We start from the raw sequence: 15,588 nt of genomic DNA on the forward strand, positions 1-15,588 counted from the left end.
GCGGCGGGCCGTCGGCGCCTGGACGCGGAGCCGGCGGTCAGGCGGGGGCGAGCGTGCGGTCGGGCTGCGCCACGCGGTAGAGGGCGGCGGCGTTGTCCCAGAGGATGCGGCGGCGCACGTCGTCGGGCTGGCCGGCCAGGCCGGCCTCGATCTTCTCGCGCACGTTGCCGTACAGGCAGATCGGGTGCGGGTAGTCGGTCTCGAAGAGGAGCCGGTCGGCGCCGACGGCGTCGATGACGCCGGCGACGGTGCGCTCCTCGAAGAACCAGCAGCCGTAGACCTGACGGCGGAAGTAGTCGCTCGGCTTCATCTCGAAGTAGGGCCGCTCGAGCCACACCTTGCCGTCCTCGAAGGCGTAGTCGGCGGCGTCGAGGATGAACGGGATGAACCCGATGCCGCTCTCGACCGACACGAACCGCAGCCGGGGGTACCGGGCCAGCACCCCCGACATCAGCAGGTCGACGATCTGGGTACCGTTGTCGAGGAACAGCTGGACCGAGGTGCTCACCCGCGTCGCGCCGACGCCGTGGGCCTTGATGCGGGCCGGGGCGAAGCCGCTCTCGAAGTCGCCGCTGCCGATGTGGAACGAGATGGGCAGGTCGAGGTCCTGGACCGCGGCCCAGAACGGGTCCCAGTGGTGGTCGCCGAGGTACGGGAGGTGGTAGCGCTGGGGCTCGCCGGTGAAGAGCACGCCTCGGTGCCCGAGGTCGGCGCACCGGCGGACCTCGTCGACGGCGGCGTCGACGTCCCAGAACGGGGTGGCCGAGATCGCCAGGAGCCGACGCGAGTCGGCGGCGCACCACTCGATGAGGAAGTCGTTGTAGGCCCGCACGCACGCCAGCATCAGCTCGGGGTCCTCGAGGGCCAGGAACTGCTGGTTGCCGAAGCCGGCCACGTTCGGGTACAGCACCTGGGCCCACGCCCCGATCGAGTCCAGGTAGTCGAGGCGAGCGGGGGCCTGCCACGCCGCCGGGGGCACCTCGTCCATGTTCTTGGGACCGGCGGGGAACGGCTCCGGCCACCCGGCCACGGCGGTGAACCCGACCGGCACCAACGGCGTGCTGTCGGCGACGTGCCAGACGTCCCGGCCGCTGGCGTCCCGCTCGAGACGCGGCCCGCGCTCCCGGAGGCGCGGCGGGAGGCGCGCCGTCCACACGTCGGCGGGCTCGGTCACGTGCGCGTCGACGTCGATGACCCACTCGTGGCCCGTCATCGGTCCTCCCGTCGGCGAGCTCGTGCGCCCGACCGTACCCGGCGGCCCGGACCCTCGACTAGAACATGACGGTTCCGGAGCGGAGGGAGAGCGATGGCCGGCCCGCCTGAGGTTCGAGAGCTGGCCCACGGCCTGCAGTTCCCGGAGGGGCCGGTGGCGCGTCCCGACGGCACCGCGCTTGTGGTGGAGATCCGGCGGGGCACGCTGAGCCGCGTCGGCGCCGACGGCACGGTGGACGTGGTGGCCGAGCTCGGCGGTGGCCCGAACGGCGCCGCCATCGGACCCGACGGGGCCTGCTACGTGGTGAACAACGGCGGGTTCTCGTGGACGACGGTCGGCGAGCTCACGATCCCGGTCGATCTCGCGACGGGCTCGAATCAGCCCGCGGGCTTCGAGGGCGGATGGGTCGAGCGCGTCGACCTCGCCACCGGCGAGCACCGCCAGCTCTACCGCGACTGCGACGGCCACGAGTTCCGGAGCCCGAACGACATCGTGTTCGACGCCGCCGGCGGCTTCTGGTTCACGGACCTCGGCAAGACCCGCCCCCGCGACCTCGACAAGGGCGGGCTGTACTACGCGGCCCCGGACGGGACCTCGGTGACGTGCGCCGCGTACGGGCTGTTCGGCGCGAACGGGGTGGGGCTGGCCCCCGCCGGCGACCGGGTCTACGTCGCCGAGAGCTACACCGGGCGGCTCTGGGCCTGGGACCTCGAGGCCCCGGGACGAGTCAAGCCGGGGGGCGGCGGGCCCGGCGGCGGCCGCTGCCTCGTCGCCACCACCGGCCACTTCGATTCCCTCGCCGTCGAGGAGGACGGGACCGTGGTCGTCGCGGCGATCACGCACGGGCTCTGCGTCGTCCGCCCCGACACCAGCTACGAGTACCTCGAGATGCCCGACGCGTTCACGACCAACATCTGCTTCGCGGGCGACGACCGGCGCACCGCGCTCGTCACCCTGTCGGGCAGCGGTCGGCTCGTCGCCCTCGACTGGCCCCGGCCCGGACTCGCGCTCGCCGACTCGTGACGTCGATCGCCGAGTTCGTCCGCGCCCGGGCGAGTGACGGCGACCGCGTCGCGCTGCGATTCGAGGATCAGGCCTGGACCTGGGCGGAGTACGTGCGCGCGTGCGCGCAGCGCGCCGCCTACCTCGACGAGACCCTCGACCCGGGTCGTCCCCCGCACGTCGGGGTGCTGCTCGACAACGTGCCCGAGTTCCCACGCTGGCTCGGTGCGGCCGCGCTGGCGGGCGACGTGATCGTGGGCGTCAACCCGACCCGCCGTGGTGCCGAGCTCGCCCGCGACGTGGCGCACGCCGACTGCCAGCTCCTCGTGACCGAGCGGCGCTACCTCGACCTGCTGGACGGCCTCGACCTCGGCCTCGGGCCCGACCGGATCCTCGTCGCCGAGGAGCTCGAGGCGCCGCTCGCGCCCCACCGGGACGCGCCGCTCACGGAGCACCCGGTCGACGAGCACGGCATCTACCTGCTGCTGTTCACCTCCGGGACGAGCGGGGCGCCGAAGGCCTGCATCCTCTCGCAGGGCCGCCTGGCGTCGATGAGCGGACGCCTCGCCGAGATGATGCGCTTCTCGGCCGACGACGTCCTCTACCAGGCCATGCCGCTCTTCCACTCGAACGCCATCATCACCGGCTTCGCGCCGTGGCTGATCAGCGGGGCCACGTGTGCGCTCCGTCGCAAGTTCTCGGCCTCCGGGTTCCTGCCCGACGTCCGCCGGTACGGGGTCACGTACTTCAACTACGTGGGCAAGCCGCTCTCGTACATCCTCGCCACGCCCGAGCAGGCGGACGACGCCGACAACCCGCTCACCCGCGTGTTCGGGAACGAGGCCGCCGACCTCGACATCGAGCGGTTCTCGAAGCGCTTCGGGGTCCCCGTCATCGACGGCTACGGCTCCACCGAGGGGGGCGCCAACATCAACCGCACGCCCGACATGCCGAGGGGCGCGCTCGGCGTGGGTCCCGACGGCACCGTGATCCTCGACCCCGTCACCGGCGAGGAGCGCCCCCCAGCCCGCTTCGACGACCAGGGCCACCTCGTGAACCCGGACGAGGCGATCGGCGAGATCGTGAACAAGAAGGGCGCGGCCACGTTCGAGGGCTACTACAAGAACGACGAGGCGAACGCCACGCGGGTCCGGGACGGGTACTACTGGACCGGAGACCTCGGCTATCGCGACGAGCGGGGCTACTTCTACTTCGCCGGACGCGACTTCGAGTGGCTCCGTGTCGACGGCGAGAACTTCGCCGCCGCGCCGGTCGAGCGGGTCCTGGCCCGACACCCCGACGTCGTGCTGGCGGCGGTCTACGCCGTCCCCGACGAGGAGGTCGGGGACCAGGTCATGGCGGCGCTGCACCTCCGACCCGGGGCGACGTTCGACCCCGGCGGCTTCGACCGCTTCCTGGCCGCCCAGGCCGACCTCGGCACGAAGTGGTCACCGCGCTACGTGCGGGTGACGCCCGCGCTCCCGGTGACCGAGACCCAGAAGGTCCTGAAGCGGGTCCTACGCCGGCAGCGGTGGGACGTCGACGACCCGGTCTTCTGGCGCCCCCGTCGGGGCGAGCCGCTGCGCCGGATGACCGCTCGGGACCGCGACGACCTCCGGGCCCGCTTCGAGGCCCGCCAGCGGCTCGACCAGCTCGACCGGGCCTGAGGCGCCTCGCCGGCCACCGGGTTAGGTTCGCCCATGGCCCCCGACCGTGATGCGGCCGGCCTGCTCGCCGGTCGAGTCGCCGTCGTGACCGGCGCCGGGCGGGGCATCGGCCGCGCCGAGGCGCGACGCCTGGCCGGGTACGGGGCGCGGGTGGTCGTCAACGACCTCGGGGTGGCCACCGACGGGAGCGAGACCGGCGAGGATCCCGCCGACCAGGTCGTGGCCGAGATCGCCGGCGGCGGCGGCGAGGCGGTCGCCGACCGCCACGACGTGGCGTCGACCGACGGTGGCGAGGCGCTCGTCCGACGCGCGCTCGACACGTGGGGTCGCCTCGACATCGTGGTCAACAACGCCGGCTTCGGCCGTCCCCGCATGGCGTTCAACCTGAGCGCCGACGAGTGGGACGACGTGATCCGGGTCCACCTGCGGGGGACCTTCGCCGTGACCGCGCCCGCGTCGCGATGGTGGCGGAGCGAGCACAAGGCGGGCCGGGGCGGGTACGGCCGGCTCGTCAACACGTCGACCGGGCTGCTCCTCTACGGCGGCGCCGGCCAGTCGAACTACGTGGCGGCCAAGGCCGGCGTGCTCGCGTTCACCGAGGCGGTCGCGACCGAGCTGGCCCCGTACGGCGTCACCGCCAACACGATCATGCCCTCGGCCCGGACCCGGCTGGCGGCGATCGGCTGGCGGATCGACCGGAACGCCGAGCGGTCCGCCGAGGCGTTCGACCCCACCGATCCCATCCACGTGGCCGAGCTCGTCTGCTACCTCGCCTCCCCGGCGGCGAGCTGGATCAACGGGCAGTGCTTCCAGGTCCGGGGCGGGACGCTCGAGCACGTGCAGACCTGGGCCGTGCGGGATCAGCTCGAGCGTCACGACCGCGGCTGGACCGCCCCGGACCTCGCCGCCGAGGTCCCCCGGCTCTTCGGGGCCGGGGCCAAGCGCTCCGACCCGCCGCCGGCGGCGTGGCGGGAGCAGTATCACGAGCGCGGCGCGGCGTCGACCGCGCCGACCGACTGAGGAGGCAGCCATGGAGATCCTCACGCTGCTCGAGCAGGCCCGCGACACCGTGAACGTGCGTCGCGTGTACGCCGAGCCGATCGAACGAGACGGGACGACCGTGATCCCGGCCGCCGCGGTGCAAGGCGGCGGGGGCGGCGGCGAGGGCGGCGGGCAGGACGGCGAGGGCGGCCCGGAAGGTCATGGCGCCGGCGGAGGATGGGGGGCTCGGGCTCGTCCGGTCGGCGCGTACGTGATCCGCGGCAACGAGGTCACGTGGCAGCCGGCGATCGACGTCAGCCGGATCGTCCTCGGCGGTCAGGTCGTCGCCGTCGTGGCGCTGCTCACCCTGCGCACGTGGCTGCGCCGCCGTCGCTGAGGGGACGCCCCGCGGCGCGTCGCGCGTCGTCCAATAGGGTGCCGGCGTGGACGGCTGGCCGGTGTTCGACGCCGACTCGCACTTCATGGAGCCGGAGGACCTCTGGCGCGAGCGCCTGCCCGTCGAGCTCCGAGAGCGGGCCCCGTTCGGGTCCGAGGACCGCGGCGCCGTCGTCGTCGACCGCGACCGGCGCTTCCCGACCGTGCGCTGGCGCAGCCGCGCCGGGGGCCTGGCGTCGCTGAACCGGGAGTGGTCCGACACCTACCGGCGCTACTCGTCGCGGGGCTGGGACCCCGAGGCCTACGTGCTCGCGATGGACGACCAGGGCATCGACGCCATGGCCCTCTACCCGAGCCGGGGGCTCATGCAGGTGGCGGCGTGGGGCCTGGACCCCGCCCTGGCCGCGGCCATCGTGCGCGCCTACAACGACTGGGCGGCGTCGTTCGTCGCCGCGGTCCCGGACCGCCTGCACGGCGTGGGGCAGCTCGACCTGCGCGACGTCGACCGGGCCATCGCCGAGGCTCGCCGCTGCGTGGCCGAGCACGGGTACCGCGCCTTCTTCGTCCTGCCCGAGCCGCCGCTCCCCGGGGTCACGCTCGAGCGTCCGTACTACGACCCGCTGTGGTCCGCGCTCGAGGACCTGGGCGTGGCGCTGGCGCTCCACAACGTGGCCGGCACCGGGCTCGGGCAGCTGGGCGCGGACCGGTTCGGCGAGTGGGCGCTGCCCCGCATCGCGGCCGCGTTCCCGCTGGAGGCGCAGCTCACCCTCTTCTCCTTCCTCGTCGGGGGGATCTGCGACCGCCACCCCCGGCTGCGGGTCGTCGTGCTCGAGTCGGGGGCGGGGTGGCTGCCGTTCTGGCTCTGGTGGCTCGACGAGCTCTACGAGCGGTACGTCGGGCTCGACTGCGACGAGCTCTCCGCCCCCCCGAGCGACCTGTTCCGGCGGCAGTGCTTCGTGTCCGCCGAGATCGAGGAGCCGGGCCTGCGCGGCGTCCTCGACGCCCTCGGCGTCGACTGCGTCGTCACCGCGTCGGACTTCCCCCACCCGGAGGGGTCGTTCCCGGACGGGGTCCGGGAGTTCGTGGCGCGCGGCGACCTCGCCGACGACGAGAAGCGCCGGATCCTGTGGGAGAACCCGCGCCGCCTCTACGGGCTCGGGTAGTCAGCCGAAGCGGACCGGGAGCGCGCGCGGCGCCCGGAAGGTGAGGCCCGTGATCGCCGGCGCGGGCGCGTCGGGGTCGAGCCGCACGTCCGGGAGCCGGTCCAGCACCGCGTTGATGGCGACCGTCGTCTCCATGCGGGCCAGGTGCATGCCGAGGCACATGTGCGGGCCGAAGGCGAAGGCCAGGTGCTGCTTCGGGTCTCGGAGCAGGTCGAAGTCGTCGGGGTGGTCCCAGCGGGCGGGGTCGCGGTTGGCGCCGCCGAGGCACACGTTGATCGGCGAGCCCGCCGGGATGAGGACGCCGTCGACCTCGACGTCGCGGGTGGCGGTGCGCCCGATCCCGGTGAGCGGCGGCTCCCACCGCAGCCCCTCCTCGATCGCCGGGGCCATCAACGACCGGTCGTCCCGGAGCCGGGCCAGCTGGTCGGGCCGGCTCAGCAGCCCGAACATCAGGTTGCTCGACGACCGGTAGGTGGTCTCGGCGCCCGCCGGCAGCAGCAGCCGGAGGAAGGCGATGATCTCCTCGTCGGTGAGCCGCTGGCCCTCGAGCTCGGCCTCGGCGAGGACGCTGATGACGTCGCCGCGGGGCTCCTGTCGGCGCTCCGCGATCACCGCCGCGAAGAAGTCGTAGAGCCACTGCGACGCCGTCAGGCCCCGCTCGATGTCGAAGCCGATGCTGATGAGCTCGACCGCCTTGCGGTGGAACTGCGGCAGCTCCTCCGCCGGCAGGCCCAGCATGCCGGCGATCACGTGGACCGGGAAGGGCCAGAACAGCTCGCGCACCAGGTCGGCCCGGCCGTCGTCGACGAAGGCGTCGATGAGGCCGTGCACGATCGGCCCCACGAGCTCGACCTCCCAGCGGTCCATCGCCTTGCGGGTGAACGCCTGCTGGATCAGCGACCGGTACTCGTGGTGCTCGGGCTCGTCCATCTCGAGGATCGAGTGCCCCATGACCAGGCCCATGCTGCTGGCGTAGCCGGACGACGAGAACGTTTCGCCGTCCTTCAGCACCGCCTGCACGGCCTCGAACGACAGCGGCGTGTACGGGACCGCGCCGTCGTCGAGGAACGCCGGGTCGATGAGCTCGTCGACCCCGAACCGACCGTGGAAGCTGCCCGCCCGCACCGGGCACTCGGCCCGCAGCTCGTGGAACACCGGGTACGGGTCGGTCACGGTCCCCGCGCCCGCGGCCTCGTCGAACACGGCGAAGGGGTCGTACTCCTCCCCGGACGTCGGGGCGGCCACGTCGCTCATGGGTCGTCTCCTGTCACTCGGGCGCTGGGACTCGACGGCTCGTCCCCCCGGGGGCGCGGCGCCCACACCGAGCCGGACCAGCCTGCCACGCGCGGCCGCCGGGGTTGTGCGAGCCTGGGCCGTGACCGGCTACCGGCACCTGTTCGAGCCGCTCACCGTCGGCCCGCTGACGCTGCGGAACCGGGTGCTGTGCGGCGCCCACTTCACGATGTTCACCGAGCCGAACCCGGTGTGGGGCGAGCCGGGCTTCTACGGCCGCCGGTACGGGCGCTACCTCGCCGAGCGGGCTCGCGGCGGCGTGGCCGCCGTCATCGCCGGCGAGACCGCGGTGGCGCCGAACACCGCCTACAAGATGCCGAACAACGCCAACGGGTGGGACCCCGCCTGCGTGCCGCACTACGAGGCCCTCACGGCCCAGGTCCACGAGCATGGCGCGCTGGCCTTCCTCCAGCTGACCCACAGCGGGGCGATGATGCTCGGGAACTGGTCGAAGCAGGTGGCGATCGGCCCGTCGCGCGTCCCCGACTACTTCGAGGCGCCGAAGCCCATGGACCGCCACGACATCCGCGAGATGATCGACTACCACGTCCGCTGCGCCCGCAACGCCGTCGCCGGCGGGTTCGACGGGATCGAGATCCAGAGCGCCCACGGCTACCTGCTGCACCAGTTCCTGTCGCCGAAGTTCAACGAGCGCACCGACGAGTACGGCGGCAGTCTGGAGAACCGGATGCGCTTCGGGGTCGAGGTGCTCGACGCGGTCCGGGCCGCGGTCGGCGACCGCGTCGCGGTGGGGATCCGCCTGGCCGGCGACGACGAGGAGGCCCACGGCCGGGGGCTGACCGCCGACGACGCCGCCGAGGTCGCGGCGCGCTACGAGGAGCTGGGGCTCGTCGACTACCTGAACGTCAGCGTCGGCGTCGGCGGCGTCGGGATGGTGCGCACGAACTACGCCCCCCACTGCCTCGGCGTGTACTCGGCCCACGCGGTGAAGAAGGCGGTGCGCGACACCCCGGTGTTCACGGTGCACCGGATCCTGACGCCGGAGGAGGCCGAGGGGATCCTCGATCGCCACGAGGCCGACGGCGTCACGCTGGTCCGGGCCCTCATCGCCGACCCGGAGTGGGTGAACAAGGCCCGCGACGGCCGCGACGCCGAGATCCGCCGCTGCACCGGGATCAACCAGTCGTGCTACGGGAACCTGCTGCAGTCGATGCCGATCAACTGCGTGCAGAACCCGGCCGTGGGCCGCGAGGACGAGCTCGGCGCGGGGACCCTGCGGCCGGCGGCGCGGGCTCGACGCGTCGTCGTCGTAGGCGGCGGACCCGCCGGCCTCGAGGCGGCGTGGGTCGCCGCCGCCCGCGGGCACACGGTGACGCTGCTCGAGCGGGCCCCGCAGCTCGGCGGGGCCATCCGCTGGGCCGAGCGGCTGCCGGGTCGGGCCGAGATCGCCGACCTCGCCGACTGGCGGATCGGTGAGTGCGAGCGTCGCGGCGTCGAGCTCCGCACCTCGATCGACGCCACCCCCGACGTGGTCCTCGCCCTCGACCCCGACGCGGTGGTGGTCGCCACCGGCGGGCGGGCCACGAAGGACGGCCGCTCGGCCTACCACCCGATGCCGGTGCCGGGGTCGGAGCAGGACTTCGTGCTCGACCACCTCGAGGCGCTGCGGCTCGCCGGCGAGGACCCCGAGCGCCTCGGCCACCGCGTCGTCGTGCTCGACGTCGTCGGGCACGTGCAGGGCGTGGGCCTCGCCGAGCTGCTGGCGACCCAGGGACGCGACACCACCGTGGTGTGCCCGCTGCCCGTGCTGCTGGCCTGCGACGGCGAGACCCAGGCCGCGATCCTCCCCCGCGCCGTGCAGGCCGGCGTGGCGTGGCGCCCGAACACGGCGCTGGCCGCGATCGGCGACCACGCCGTGACGCTCGTCGACGTGCTGGCCCGGGACCTGCAGACCACCCCCGACGTCGACACGGTCGTCATCTGCACGAACGGCGTCCCCAACACCGAGCTCGCGGCTGCGCTCGAGGGTCACGGCCCGGAGGTCGTGACGGTCGGCGACGCCGTCGCAGTGCGCCCGGTCGACCGCGCCGTGTACGACGGGCATCGGGCCGGTCGCAGCCTGTAGGCCGCACCGCCCGACCCGGCGCGCTACACGTGCGCGCCCCCGCCGACCGTGATCGCCTGCCCGCTCACGAAGCTGGCGGCGCGGCTGGCGAGGAAGACGACGACCGACGCCGTCTCGTCGGGGCGCTGCAACCGCCCGAGCGGGATCGTGGCCGCGACCCAGTCGTCGAGGGTGCCGAGCCGGCGGGCCGCGCCGCGCTCGAGGCCCGGGTTCCCGCCGCCGGCCGTCGGGGAAACGCCGAGCGGGCACACCGCGTTGGCCCGGACGCCGTGCGGCGCCAGCTCGGTGGCGAGGACCTCGGTCAGGCGCAGCACCCCGCCCCGGGCGGCCGAGAAGGCCCCGAACCCCGGCTCGCCATGCACACCCGCCGAGGACGACAGGTTGACGATGGCGCCGCCGTCGCCCTGGTCGATCATGCGCAGCGCGCACGCCCGGGCGCCGAGCCAGACCGTGGTCAGGTTGGCGTCGAGCGCGGCGGTCCACGACGCGGGAGCGAGGCGCACGAGCGAGCCGTTCCCGAGGTCGGGCCCGGTGCCGCCGGAGAGGTTGCAGCACACGTCGACGCGTCCGAGCGCCGTGACGGTGGCTGCGACCGACGCGTCGACCGCCTCCGGGTCGGTGAGGTCGACCGGCAGCGCCAGGGCTCGACGCCCCTCGCGTTCGACCGCCTCGGCTGTGGCGTCGAGCGCGGCGCGGCTCACCCGGTAGGAGTCGTCGTCGGTCGGGGTGGGGGTCACGACGTCGACGCAGGCCACGTCGGCGCCGAGCCGGGCCAGCTGCACGGCGGTCGCCCGTCCGATGTGGGGCCGCCGGGCGGCGCCGGCCACCCAGGCGACCTGGCCCGAGAAGTCGGTCACGGGGGCGCGAGCCGCTCGAAGATGGTCTCGACCTGCCGTTCGCCGTCTCGGGTCTGGCCGCCGACCTCGAGGAAGCGCTCCATGCGCCGGGCCGCCTCGGGGTCGAGGCGGGTCTCGTGGAACCCGGCGCCCTCGACGACGAGCCCCGGGGTCGGGTCGGGCAGCGCGGCGTCCACGGCGCGCTTCGCCGCCGCCACCGCCGCCGGGGGCATGGCCGCGATCCGGGCGGCCAGGCCCCGGACGAAGCCTTCGATCTCGTCGTCGCCGAGCACCCGGTTGACGTACCCGATCGCCGCCGCCTCGTCGCCCGTGACGTCGGCGCAGCCGAGCACGATCTCGAGGGCGCGGGCCCGGCCCACGAGACCCGTGAGCCGCTGGGTGCCGCCGGCGCCGGGGATGATCCCGAGCGCGACCTCGGGCTGGGCGAGGCGGGCATCGGGCGTCGCGAACCGCAGGTCGCAGGCCAGCGCGATCTCCGACCCGCCGCCGCGTGCGATGCCCCGGACCAGCGCCATCGACACCTTCGGCGCCAGCCGGAGCTGCTCGAGGAGCCGGTTGATCGGCGCCGGCCGGTCGGAGACGGCGGTGGCCTCCGGCGGCATGGCTCGGATCATCTCCACGTCGGCGTGGGCGATGAAGTACTCGTCGTCCGCGCTCGTGAGCACGAGCACCCGGATCCCGTCGTCGGCCTGGAACCGTTCGATCAGCGCGACGAGATCGCCGGTGAGGGCGCCGTCCCACAGGTTCATCGGCGGGTGGTCGATGGTCGCCCACAGGACACCGTCGTCGCTCGTGGCGCGGATCGCCAGCGGCTCGGGGCTCACGGCCGCCGAGACTAGGCCCGGAGCCCGCCGCGCCATCCAGGACACCGCGTCGGCTGCGCTCGGCGACTCGCGAACCTCATCGTCAGCGAGGCGCTGCCCCTCGCGGAGGTGGCGGCGCCGCGCTACGCGACGGCGCGCTTCGACCGGAAGTGCGGGATGACGTGCTCGCCCCACTGCCGGATGGTCTCGAGGCACACCGACTGCGGGACGGTGCCCATCTGGATGAGGCACATGATCTCGTCGGCGCCGGCGTCCTCGAGCCGCTCCGCGAACGCGATCGCGTCCCGCCACGACCCGTAGGCGTGCTCGACCAGGTTGAACGTGGCCCCGCTGTTCGGTCGGACGGGGATCTTCGCCTCGTGGAGGTGAGCGATCATCCGATCGCGGGCCCGCTCGATCTCGGCCACCTGGTCCTGGTCCTCGTCACCGGCCTGCGGGGGCGGGCCGCCGCCGTACCAGTGCGCGATCGCCTCGGCGAAGAAGCGCTGGCCGCGCGCGCCGGCTTGGATCGCGGTGTCGACGTCGTCGAGCACGATCGTGGGGCAGAGGGCGGAGAAGTGGTCGTTCACGTCGGTGGACACGAACCGCTTCTTCGACCGGGTGGCGATCGTCTCGGTGTACCGGCGATGCAGGTCGGCCACGTCGTCGGGACCAGAGAAGCCGAGCACGAGCGCGCCGACGCCGTACTCGGCCGCCAGCGTGACCGTGTCGCTCTTCGTGCACGCCAGGAAGAGCGGCGGGTGCGGCAGCTGGACCGGGCGGGGCAGGATCGGGTGCTCGGCGACCTGCAGCTGCTCGCCGTGCCACTCGAAGCGCTCCGGGTCCTGCCACATCGAGCCGATCATCCGCAGCGCCTCCTCGACCTCGAGGTAGGTGCGGTCGGGGTCGACCCCCATCGCTGACATCTCCTGCAGGGTGGCGCCGCGCCCCGCGCCGAGGTCGAGCCGACCGTCCGAGAGGACGTCGAGCATCGCGGCCCGCTCGGCGACCCGGATCGGGTGGTTGTAGCGGAAGGGCATGCACACCACGCCGTGCCCGACCCGGATGCGCTCGGTGCGGGCGGCGACCCAGGTCAGGAAGACCTCGGGCGCGCTCATGTGCGCGTACCACTTCAGGCAGTGGTGCTCGACCGCCCAGACCCGGTCGAAGCCGGCCGCCTCGGCGGAGACCGCCTGCTCGACGCAGTCGCGGATGACCTGCCGCTCGTGGGCCACCGACGGATCGGCCATCTGGGCCTCGAAGATCATCGAGAACTGCACCCGCTCCCCTTCCTCTCTCTCCTTCTCTCTGGGCGCGCCGGGACGCCGCGAGCCCCGTCCGCCCGGCCGGGCCCGCCGGCCGGGCGTCCTGCCCCGGAGTAGATATGACTAATCGTCATATGTCAAGTCGGCATAGGCTGGCGGCGTGGACGACCTCCCGACCACGGCCTGGGCCGTCCTGGGGCTGCTGTCGTTCGGTCGGGAGCTCTCCGGCTACGAGCTGCGGAAGTGGGCCGACGCCTCGGTCCGCTTCTTCTACGGCAGCCCGGCCATGAGCCAGATCTACCGCGAGCTCCGCCGGCTCGAGGCCCGGGGCTACGCCGCCTCGCGGTCGGCGCCGCCCGAGGCGCCGCGGCGGAAGCGCCTCTACCGGATCACGCCGGCCGGGCTCGACGCGCTCGCCGGCTGGCTGCGGGAGGCCCCGGTGGAGGCGCCGGTGCTCAAGCACGGCGTCGCCCTCCGGGTGTGGCTCGGCCACCTGAGCGACCCGGCCACGCTCCGCCGCACGGTCGAGGAGCATCGCGACCTGGCCGCCCGCATGGTCACCGAGGTGGCGGAGGCCCGCGCCGTCGCCGAGCACGAGCCGACGTGGACCTACCCGGCGGTGATCGAGCGGTGGGGCGAGCGGTACTGGGCCGCCGAGCGTGACGCCGCCGAGGCGCTGCTCGTCGACCTCGACCGGGTCGCCGCCGGCGGGGCTACTGGCCGCCCGTCGCGGTGACGCCGCCGTCGACGACGACGGCGGCGCCGTGCACGTAGCGGCTCTCGTCGGAGAGGAGGAAGCGGACGACCGCGGCCACGTCGGCGGGCGCGCCGAGCCGGCCGAGGGGCACGTGGGCCTCGAGCGAGGCGCGGGCGGCGGTGTCGCCGATCGCCGGCGCCAGCATCGGCGTCTCGATGTAGCCCGGGCACACGGCGTTCACGCGCACGCCCTCGGGCCCGAGCCGGTGCGCGAGCGAGCGGGTCAAGCCGATCATCCCGTGCTTGGCCGCGGTGTACGAGGGGATGGCGCCGTGGCCCACGAGGCCCTCGATCGAGGAGATCCCGACGATCGCGGCTCCGGGACCCGCCCGTCGCAGCTCCGGCAGCACGGCGCGGACGACGAACGCGTAGGCGCGGAGGTGCGTGGCGAGGACCTGGTCCCAGCTGGCGACGTCGATCACGTCGTCGAGCGCGGCCTGTACGATGCCGGCGGCGTGCACCAGGCCACCGACCCGACCGAGCGCGGCGACGGTCGGCCCGACCGCGGCGGCGACGGCGTCGTCGTCGACGACGTCGAGCGTGACCGCGAGCGCGGCGACGCCGCGGTCGCGGCAGTGCTCGGCGACGCGCTCGGCGCTCGTCCCGTCGCGGTCCCAGACCCCGACGGGCCGGCCGACCTCGGCGAGCGCGGCGCAGATCCCGGCGCCGATCCCCGACCCGCCACCGGTCACGACCACCCCGTGGGCGGGCACCCCGAGCCGGTCGGCGGTCACGCCGCGCCGAGGATGAGGGCGCTCGTCGGCACCATCGTGCCCGCCGTCACGAGCACGTGCTCGACGTCGGCGGGCTGGTTGACGGAGGATCGACGGACGAGCCGCACCCCCTCGGCGATCCCGTTCATCCCGTGGATGTACGCCTCGCCGAGCTGACCGCCGTTGGTGTTGATGGGGAGGCGGCCCCCGAGCTCGATGTTCCCGTCCGCGACGAAGGATTTGGCCTCGCCGCGGCCGCAGAACCCGAACTCCTCGAGCTGGGGCAGCACCAGCGGCGTGAAGTGGTCGTAGATGATCGCGGCCTGGATGTCGTCCGGGCCGAGGCCGGTCGTGTTCCAGAGCTGGCGGGCGATGAGCCCCATCTCGGGCAGGCCCGTCATCGTCTCCCGGTAGTAACTGGTCATCATGTGCTGGTCCTCGCCAGCGCCCTGGGCCGCCGCCCGGACGATCACCGGCGGCTGCGGGAGGTCCCGGGCCCGCTCCGGGGTCGTGACCACCAGGGCCTGGGCGCCGTCGCTCTCCTGGCAGCAGTCGAGCAGGTGCAGCGGCTCGACGATCCAGCGCGACGCCTGGTGCTCCTCGAGGGTGATCGGCTGCTCGTAGAACCAGGCCGCGGGGTTCGTCGCCGCGTGCCGGCGGTCGGCGACCGCAACCCGCCCGAAGTCCGCGCTCGAGGCCGAGAACTCGTGGCAGTACCGCCGGGCGAACATCGCCACCCACTGCGCCGGCGTCAGCAGCCCGAACGGCGCGTACCACGCGAAGTGCGAGGACTCGGCGGTCGCGACCGCGGGCCGGTCCTGCACGCCGGACCCGAAGCGGCGACCGGACCGCTCGTTGAAGGCCCGGTAGCAGACGACGTAGTCGGCGACACCGGCGTTCACGGCCAGGACCGCCTGCTGGATGGTGCCGCACGCAGCCCCGCCGCCGTGGTGGACCCGGGAGAAGAAGGACAGCTCCCCGATGCCGAGGTTGCGGGCGATCTCGATCTCGGGGTTGGTGTCGGCGGTGAAGGTCACCATGCCGTCGACCTGGGACGGCGCCACCCCGGCGTCGGCGAGCGCGGCCTCGCAGGCCTCGACCGCCAGCCGCATCTCCGAGCGGCCCGAGTCCTTCGAGAACTCGGTGGCGCCGATCCCGACGATGGCGCCCGCGTCGCGCAGCCGGTTCGCCTCGGTCACGGCAGCAGCTCCACGGTGACCGTCCCGGTCACGTGGTCACCGAGGCGGTTGGCGCCGCGGAGCGCGACCTCGACGACGGCGCCGTCCTTCTTCGTGACCGTGCCCGTCATCGCCATCGTGTCGCCCGGGTAGTTCGGCGCCCCGAGCCGGATCTTCACCGAGCGGAGCACGGCGTCGGGCCCGGCCCAGTCGGT

The 15,588-nt window shown here is 74.0% G+C and carries 15 protein-coding genes; 7 read left to right on the forward strand and 8 right to left on the reverse strand.

Annotation, left to right across the window (positions count from 1 at the left end):
- Positions 1-37 precede the first annotated feature (37 nt).
- Positions 38-1,213 (reverse strand): amidohydrolase family protein, encoded by a 1,176-nt coding sequence (locus tag VG869_04230; protein HEV3450393.1) that lies wholly within the window; start codon positions 1,211-1,213, stop codon positions 38-40.
- Between the two features lie 93 nt (positions 1,214-1,306).
- Here VG869_04230 and VG869_04235 point away from each other — a divergent pair, with 93 nt between their 5' ends.
- The 5 genes from VG869_04235 to VG869_04255 are packed head-to-tail and all read left to right on the forward strand — an operon-like array spanning position 1,307 to position 6,422.
- Positions 1,307-2,236, forward strand: coding sequence for an SMP-30/gluconolactonase/LRE family protein (locus tag VG869_04235; protein ID HEV3450394.1), 930 nt, complete (start codon positions 1,307-1,309; stop codon positions 2,234-2,236).
- Entirely contained in the window at positions 2,233-3,882 is a 1,650-nt protein-coding gene (locus tag VG869_04240) for a long-chain-fatty-acid--CoA ligase (GenBank protein HEV3450395.1), read from the forward strand. The genes VG869_04235 and VG869_04240 overlap by 4 nt, the downstream gene beginning before the upstream one ends.
- A 33-nt stretch (positions 3,883-3,915) precedes the next feature.
- Positions 3,916-4,902: an SDR family oxidoreductase gene (locus VG869_04245; GenBank protein ID HEV3450396.1), complete on the forward strand. Its 987-nt coding sequence runs from the start codon at positions 3,916-3,918 to the stop codon at positions 4,900-4,902.
- Positions 4,903-4,912: 10 nt separating this feature from the next.
- The gene (locus tag VG869_04250; GenBank protein ID HEV3450397.1) at positions 4,913-5,260 is read left to right on the forward strand and encodes a spore germination protein GerW family protein; all 348 of its coding nucleotides are present in this window, start codon (positions 4,913-4,915) and stop codon (positions 5,258-5,260) included.
- Between the two features lie 46 nt (positions 5,261-5,306).
- Positions 5,307-6,422, forward strand: a complete 1,116-nt coding sequence (locus VG869_04255; GenBank protein ID HEV3450398.1) for an amidohydrolase family protein — start codon at positions 5,307-5,309, stop codon at positions 6,420-6,422.
- Here VG869_04255 and VG869_04260 read toward each other — a convergent pair whose 3' ends face one another.
- Entirely contained in the window at positions 6,423-7,676 is a 1,254-nt protein-coding gene (locus VG869_04260; GenBank protein HEV3450399.1) for a cytochrome P450, read from the reverse strand.
- Positions 7,677-7,797: 121 nt separating this feature from the next.
- Between VG869_04260 and VG869_04265 the strand changes: the two genes are divergently transcribed.
- Positions 7,798-9,801: an FAD-dependent oxidoreductase gene (locus tag VG869_04265; GenBank protein ID HEV3450400.1), complete on the forward strand. Its 2,004-nt coding sequence runs from the start codon at positions 7,798-7,800 to the stop codon at positions 9,799-9,801.
- A 23-nt stretch (positions 9,802-9,824) separates the two neighbouring features.
- Here VG869_04265 and VG869_04270 read toward each other — a convergent pair whose 3' ends face one another.
- The 3 genes from VG869_04270 to VG869_04280 form a co-directional block, all read right to left on the reverse strand.
- Positions 9,825-10,658, reverse strand: coding sequence for an SDR family NAD(P)-dependent oxidoreductase (locus VG869_04270; GenBank protein HEV3450401.1), 834 nt, complete (start codon positions 10,656-10,658; stop codon positions 9,825-9,827).
- The gene (locus VG869_04275) at positions 10,655-11,482 is read right to left on the reverse strand and encodes an enoyl-CoA hydratase/isomerase family protein (GenBank protein HEV3450402.1); all 828 of its coding nucleotides are present in this window, start codon (positions 11,480-11,482) and stop codon (positions 10,655-10,657) included. Before VG869_04275 ends, VG869_04270 begins: the two co-directional genes overlap by 4 nt.
- 122 nt (positions 11,483-11,604) lie before the next feature.
- A complete protein-coding gene (locus tag VG869_04280; GenBank protein HEV3450403.1) occupies positions 11,605-12,741 on the reverse strand; it encodes an LLM class flavin-dependent oxidoreductase in 1,137 nt (378 codons plus the stop codon).
- A 145-nt stretch (positions 12,742-12,886) separates the two neighbouring features.
- Between VG869_04280 and VG869_04285 the strand changes: the two genes are divergently transcribed.
- Entirely contained in the window at positions 12,887-13,462 is a 576-nt protein-coding gene (locus tag VG869_04285; protein HEV3450404.1) for a PadR family transcriptional regulator, read from the forward strand.
- Here the strand turns inward: VG869_04285 and VG869_04290 are convergent.
- The 3 genes from VG869_04290 to VG869_04300 form a co-directional block, all read right to left on the reverse strand.
- A complete protein-coding gene (locus VG869_04290; protein ID HEV3450405.1) occupies positions 13,440-14,216 on the reverse strand; it encodes an SDR family oxidoreductase in 777 nt (258 codons plus the stop codon). The genes VG869_04285 and VG869_04290 overlap by 23 nt on opposite strands.
- Positions 14,213-15,394, reverse strand: coding sequence for a lipid-transfer protein (locus tag VG869_04295; GenBank protein HEV3450406.1), 1,182 nt, complete (start codon positions 15,392-15,394; stop codon positions 14,213-14,215). Before VG869_04295 ends, VG869_04290 begins: the two co-directional genes overlap by 4 nt.
- A partial coding sequence (locus VG869_04300; protein ID HEV3450407.1) for a hypothetical protein occupies positions 15,391-15,588 on the reverse strand: 198 nt, incomplete at its 5' end. The genes VG869_04295 and VG869_04300, both read right to left, overlap by 4 nt.

Source organism: Acidimicrobiia bacterium (genome assembly GCA_035948415.1).
In the GTDB taxonomy this organism is placed as follows: Bacteria; Actinomycetota; Acidimicrobiia; order IMCC26256; family PALSA-555; genus PALSA-555.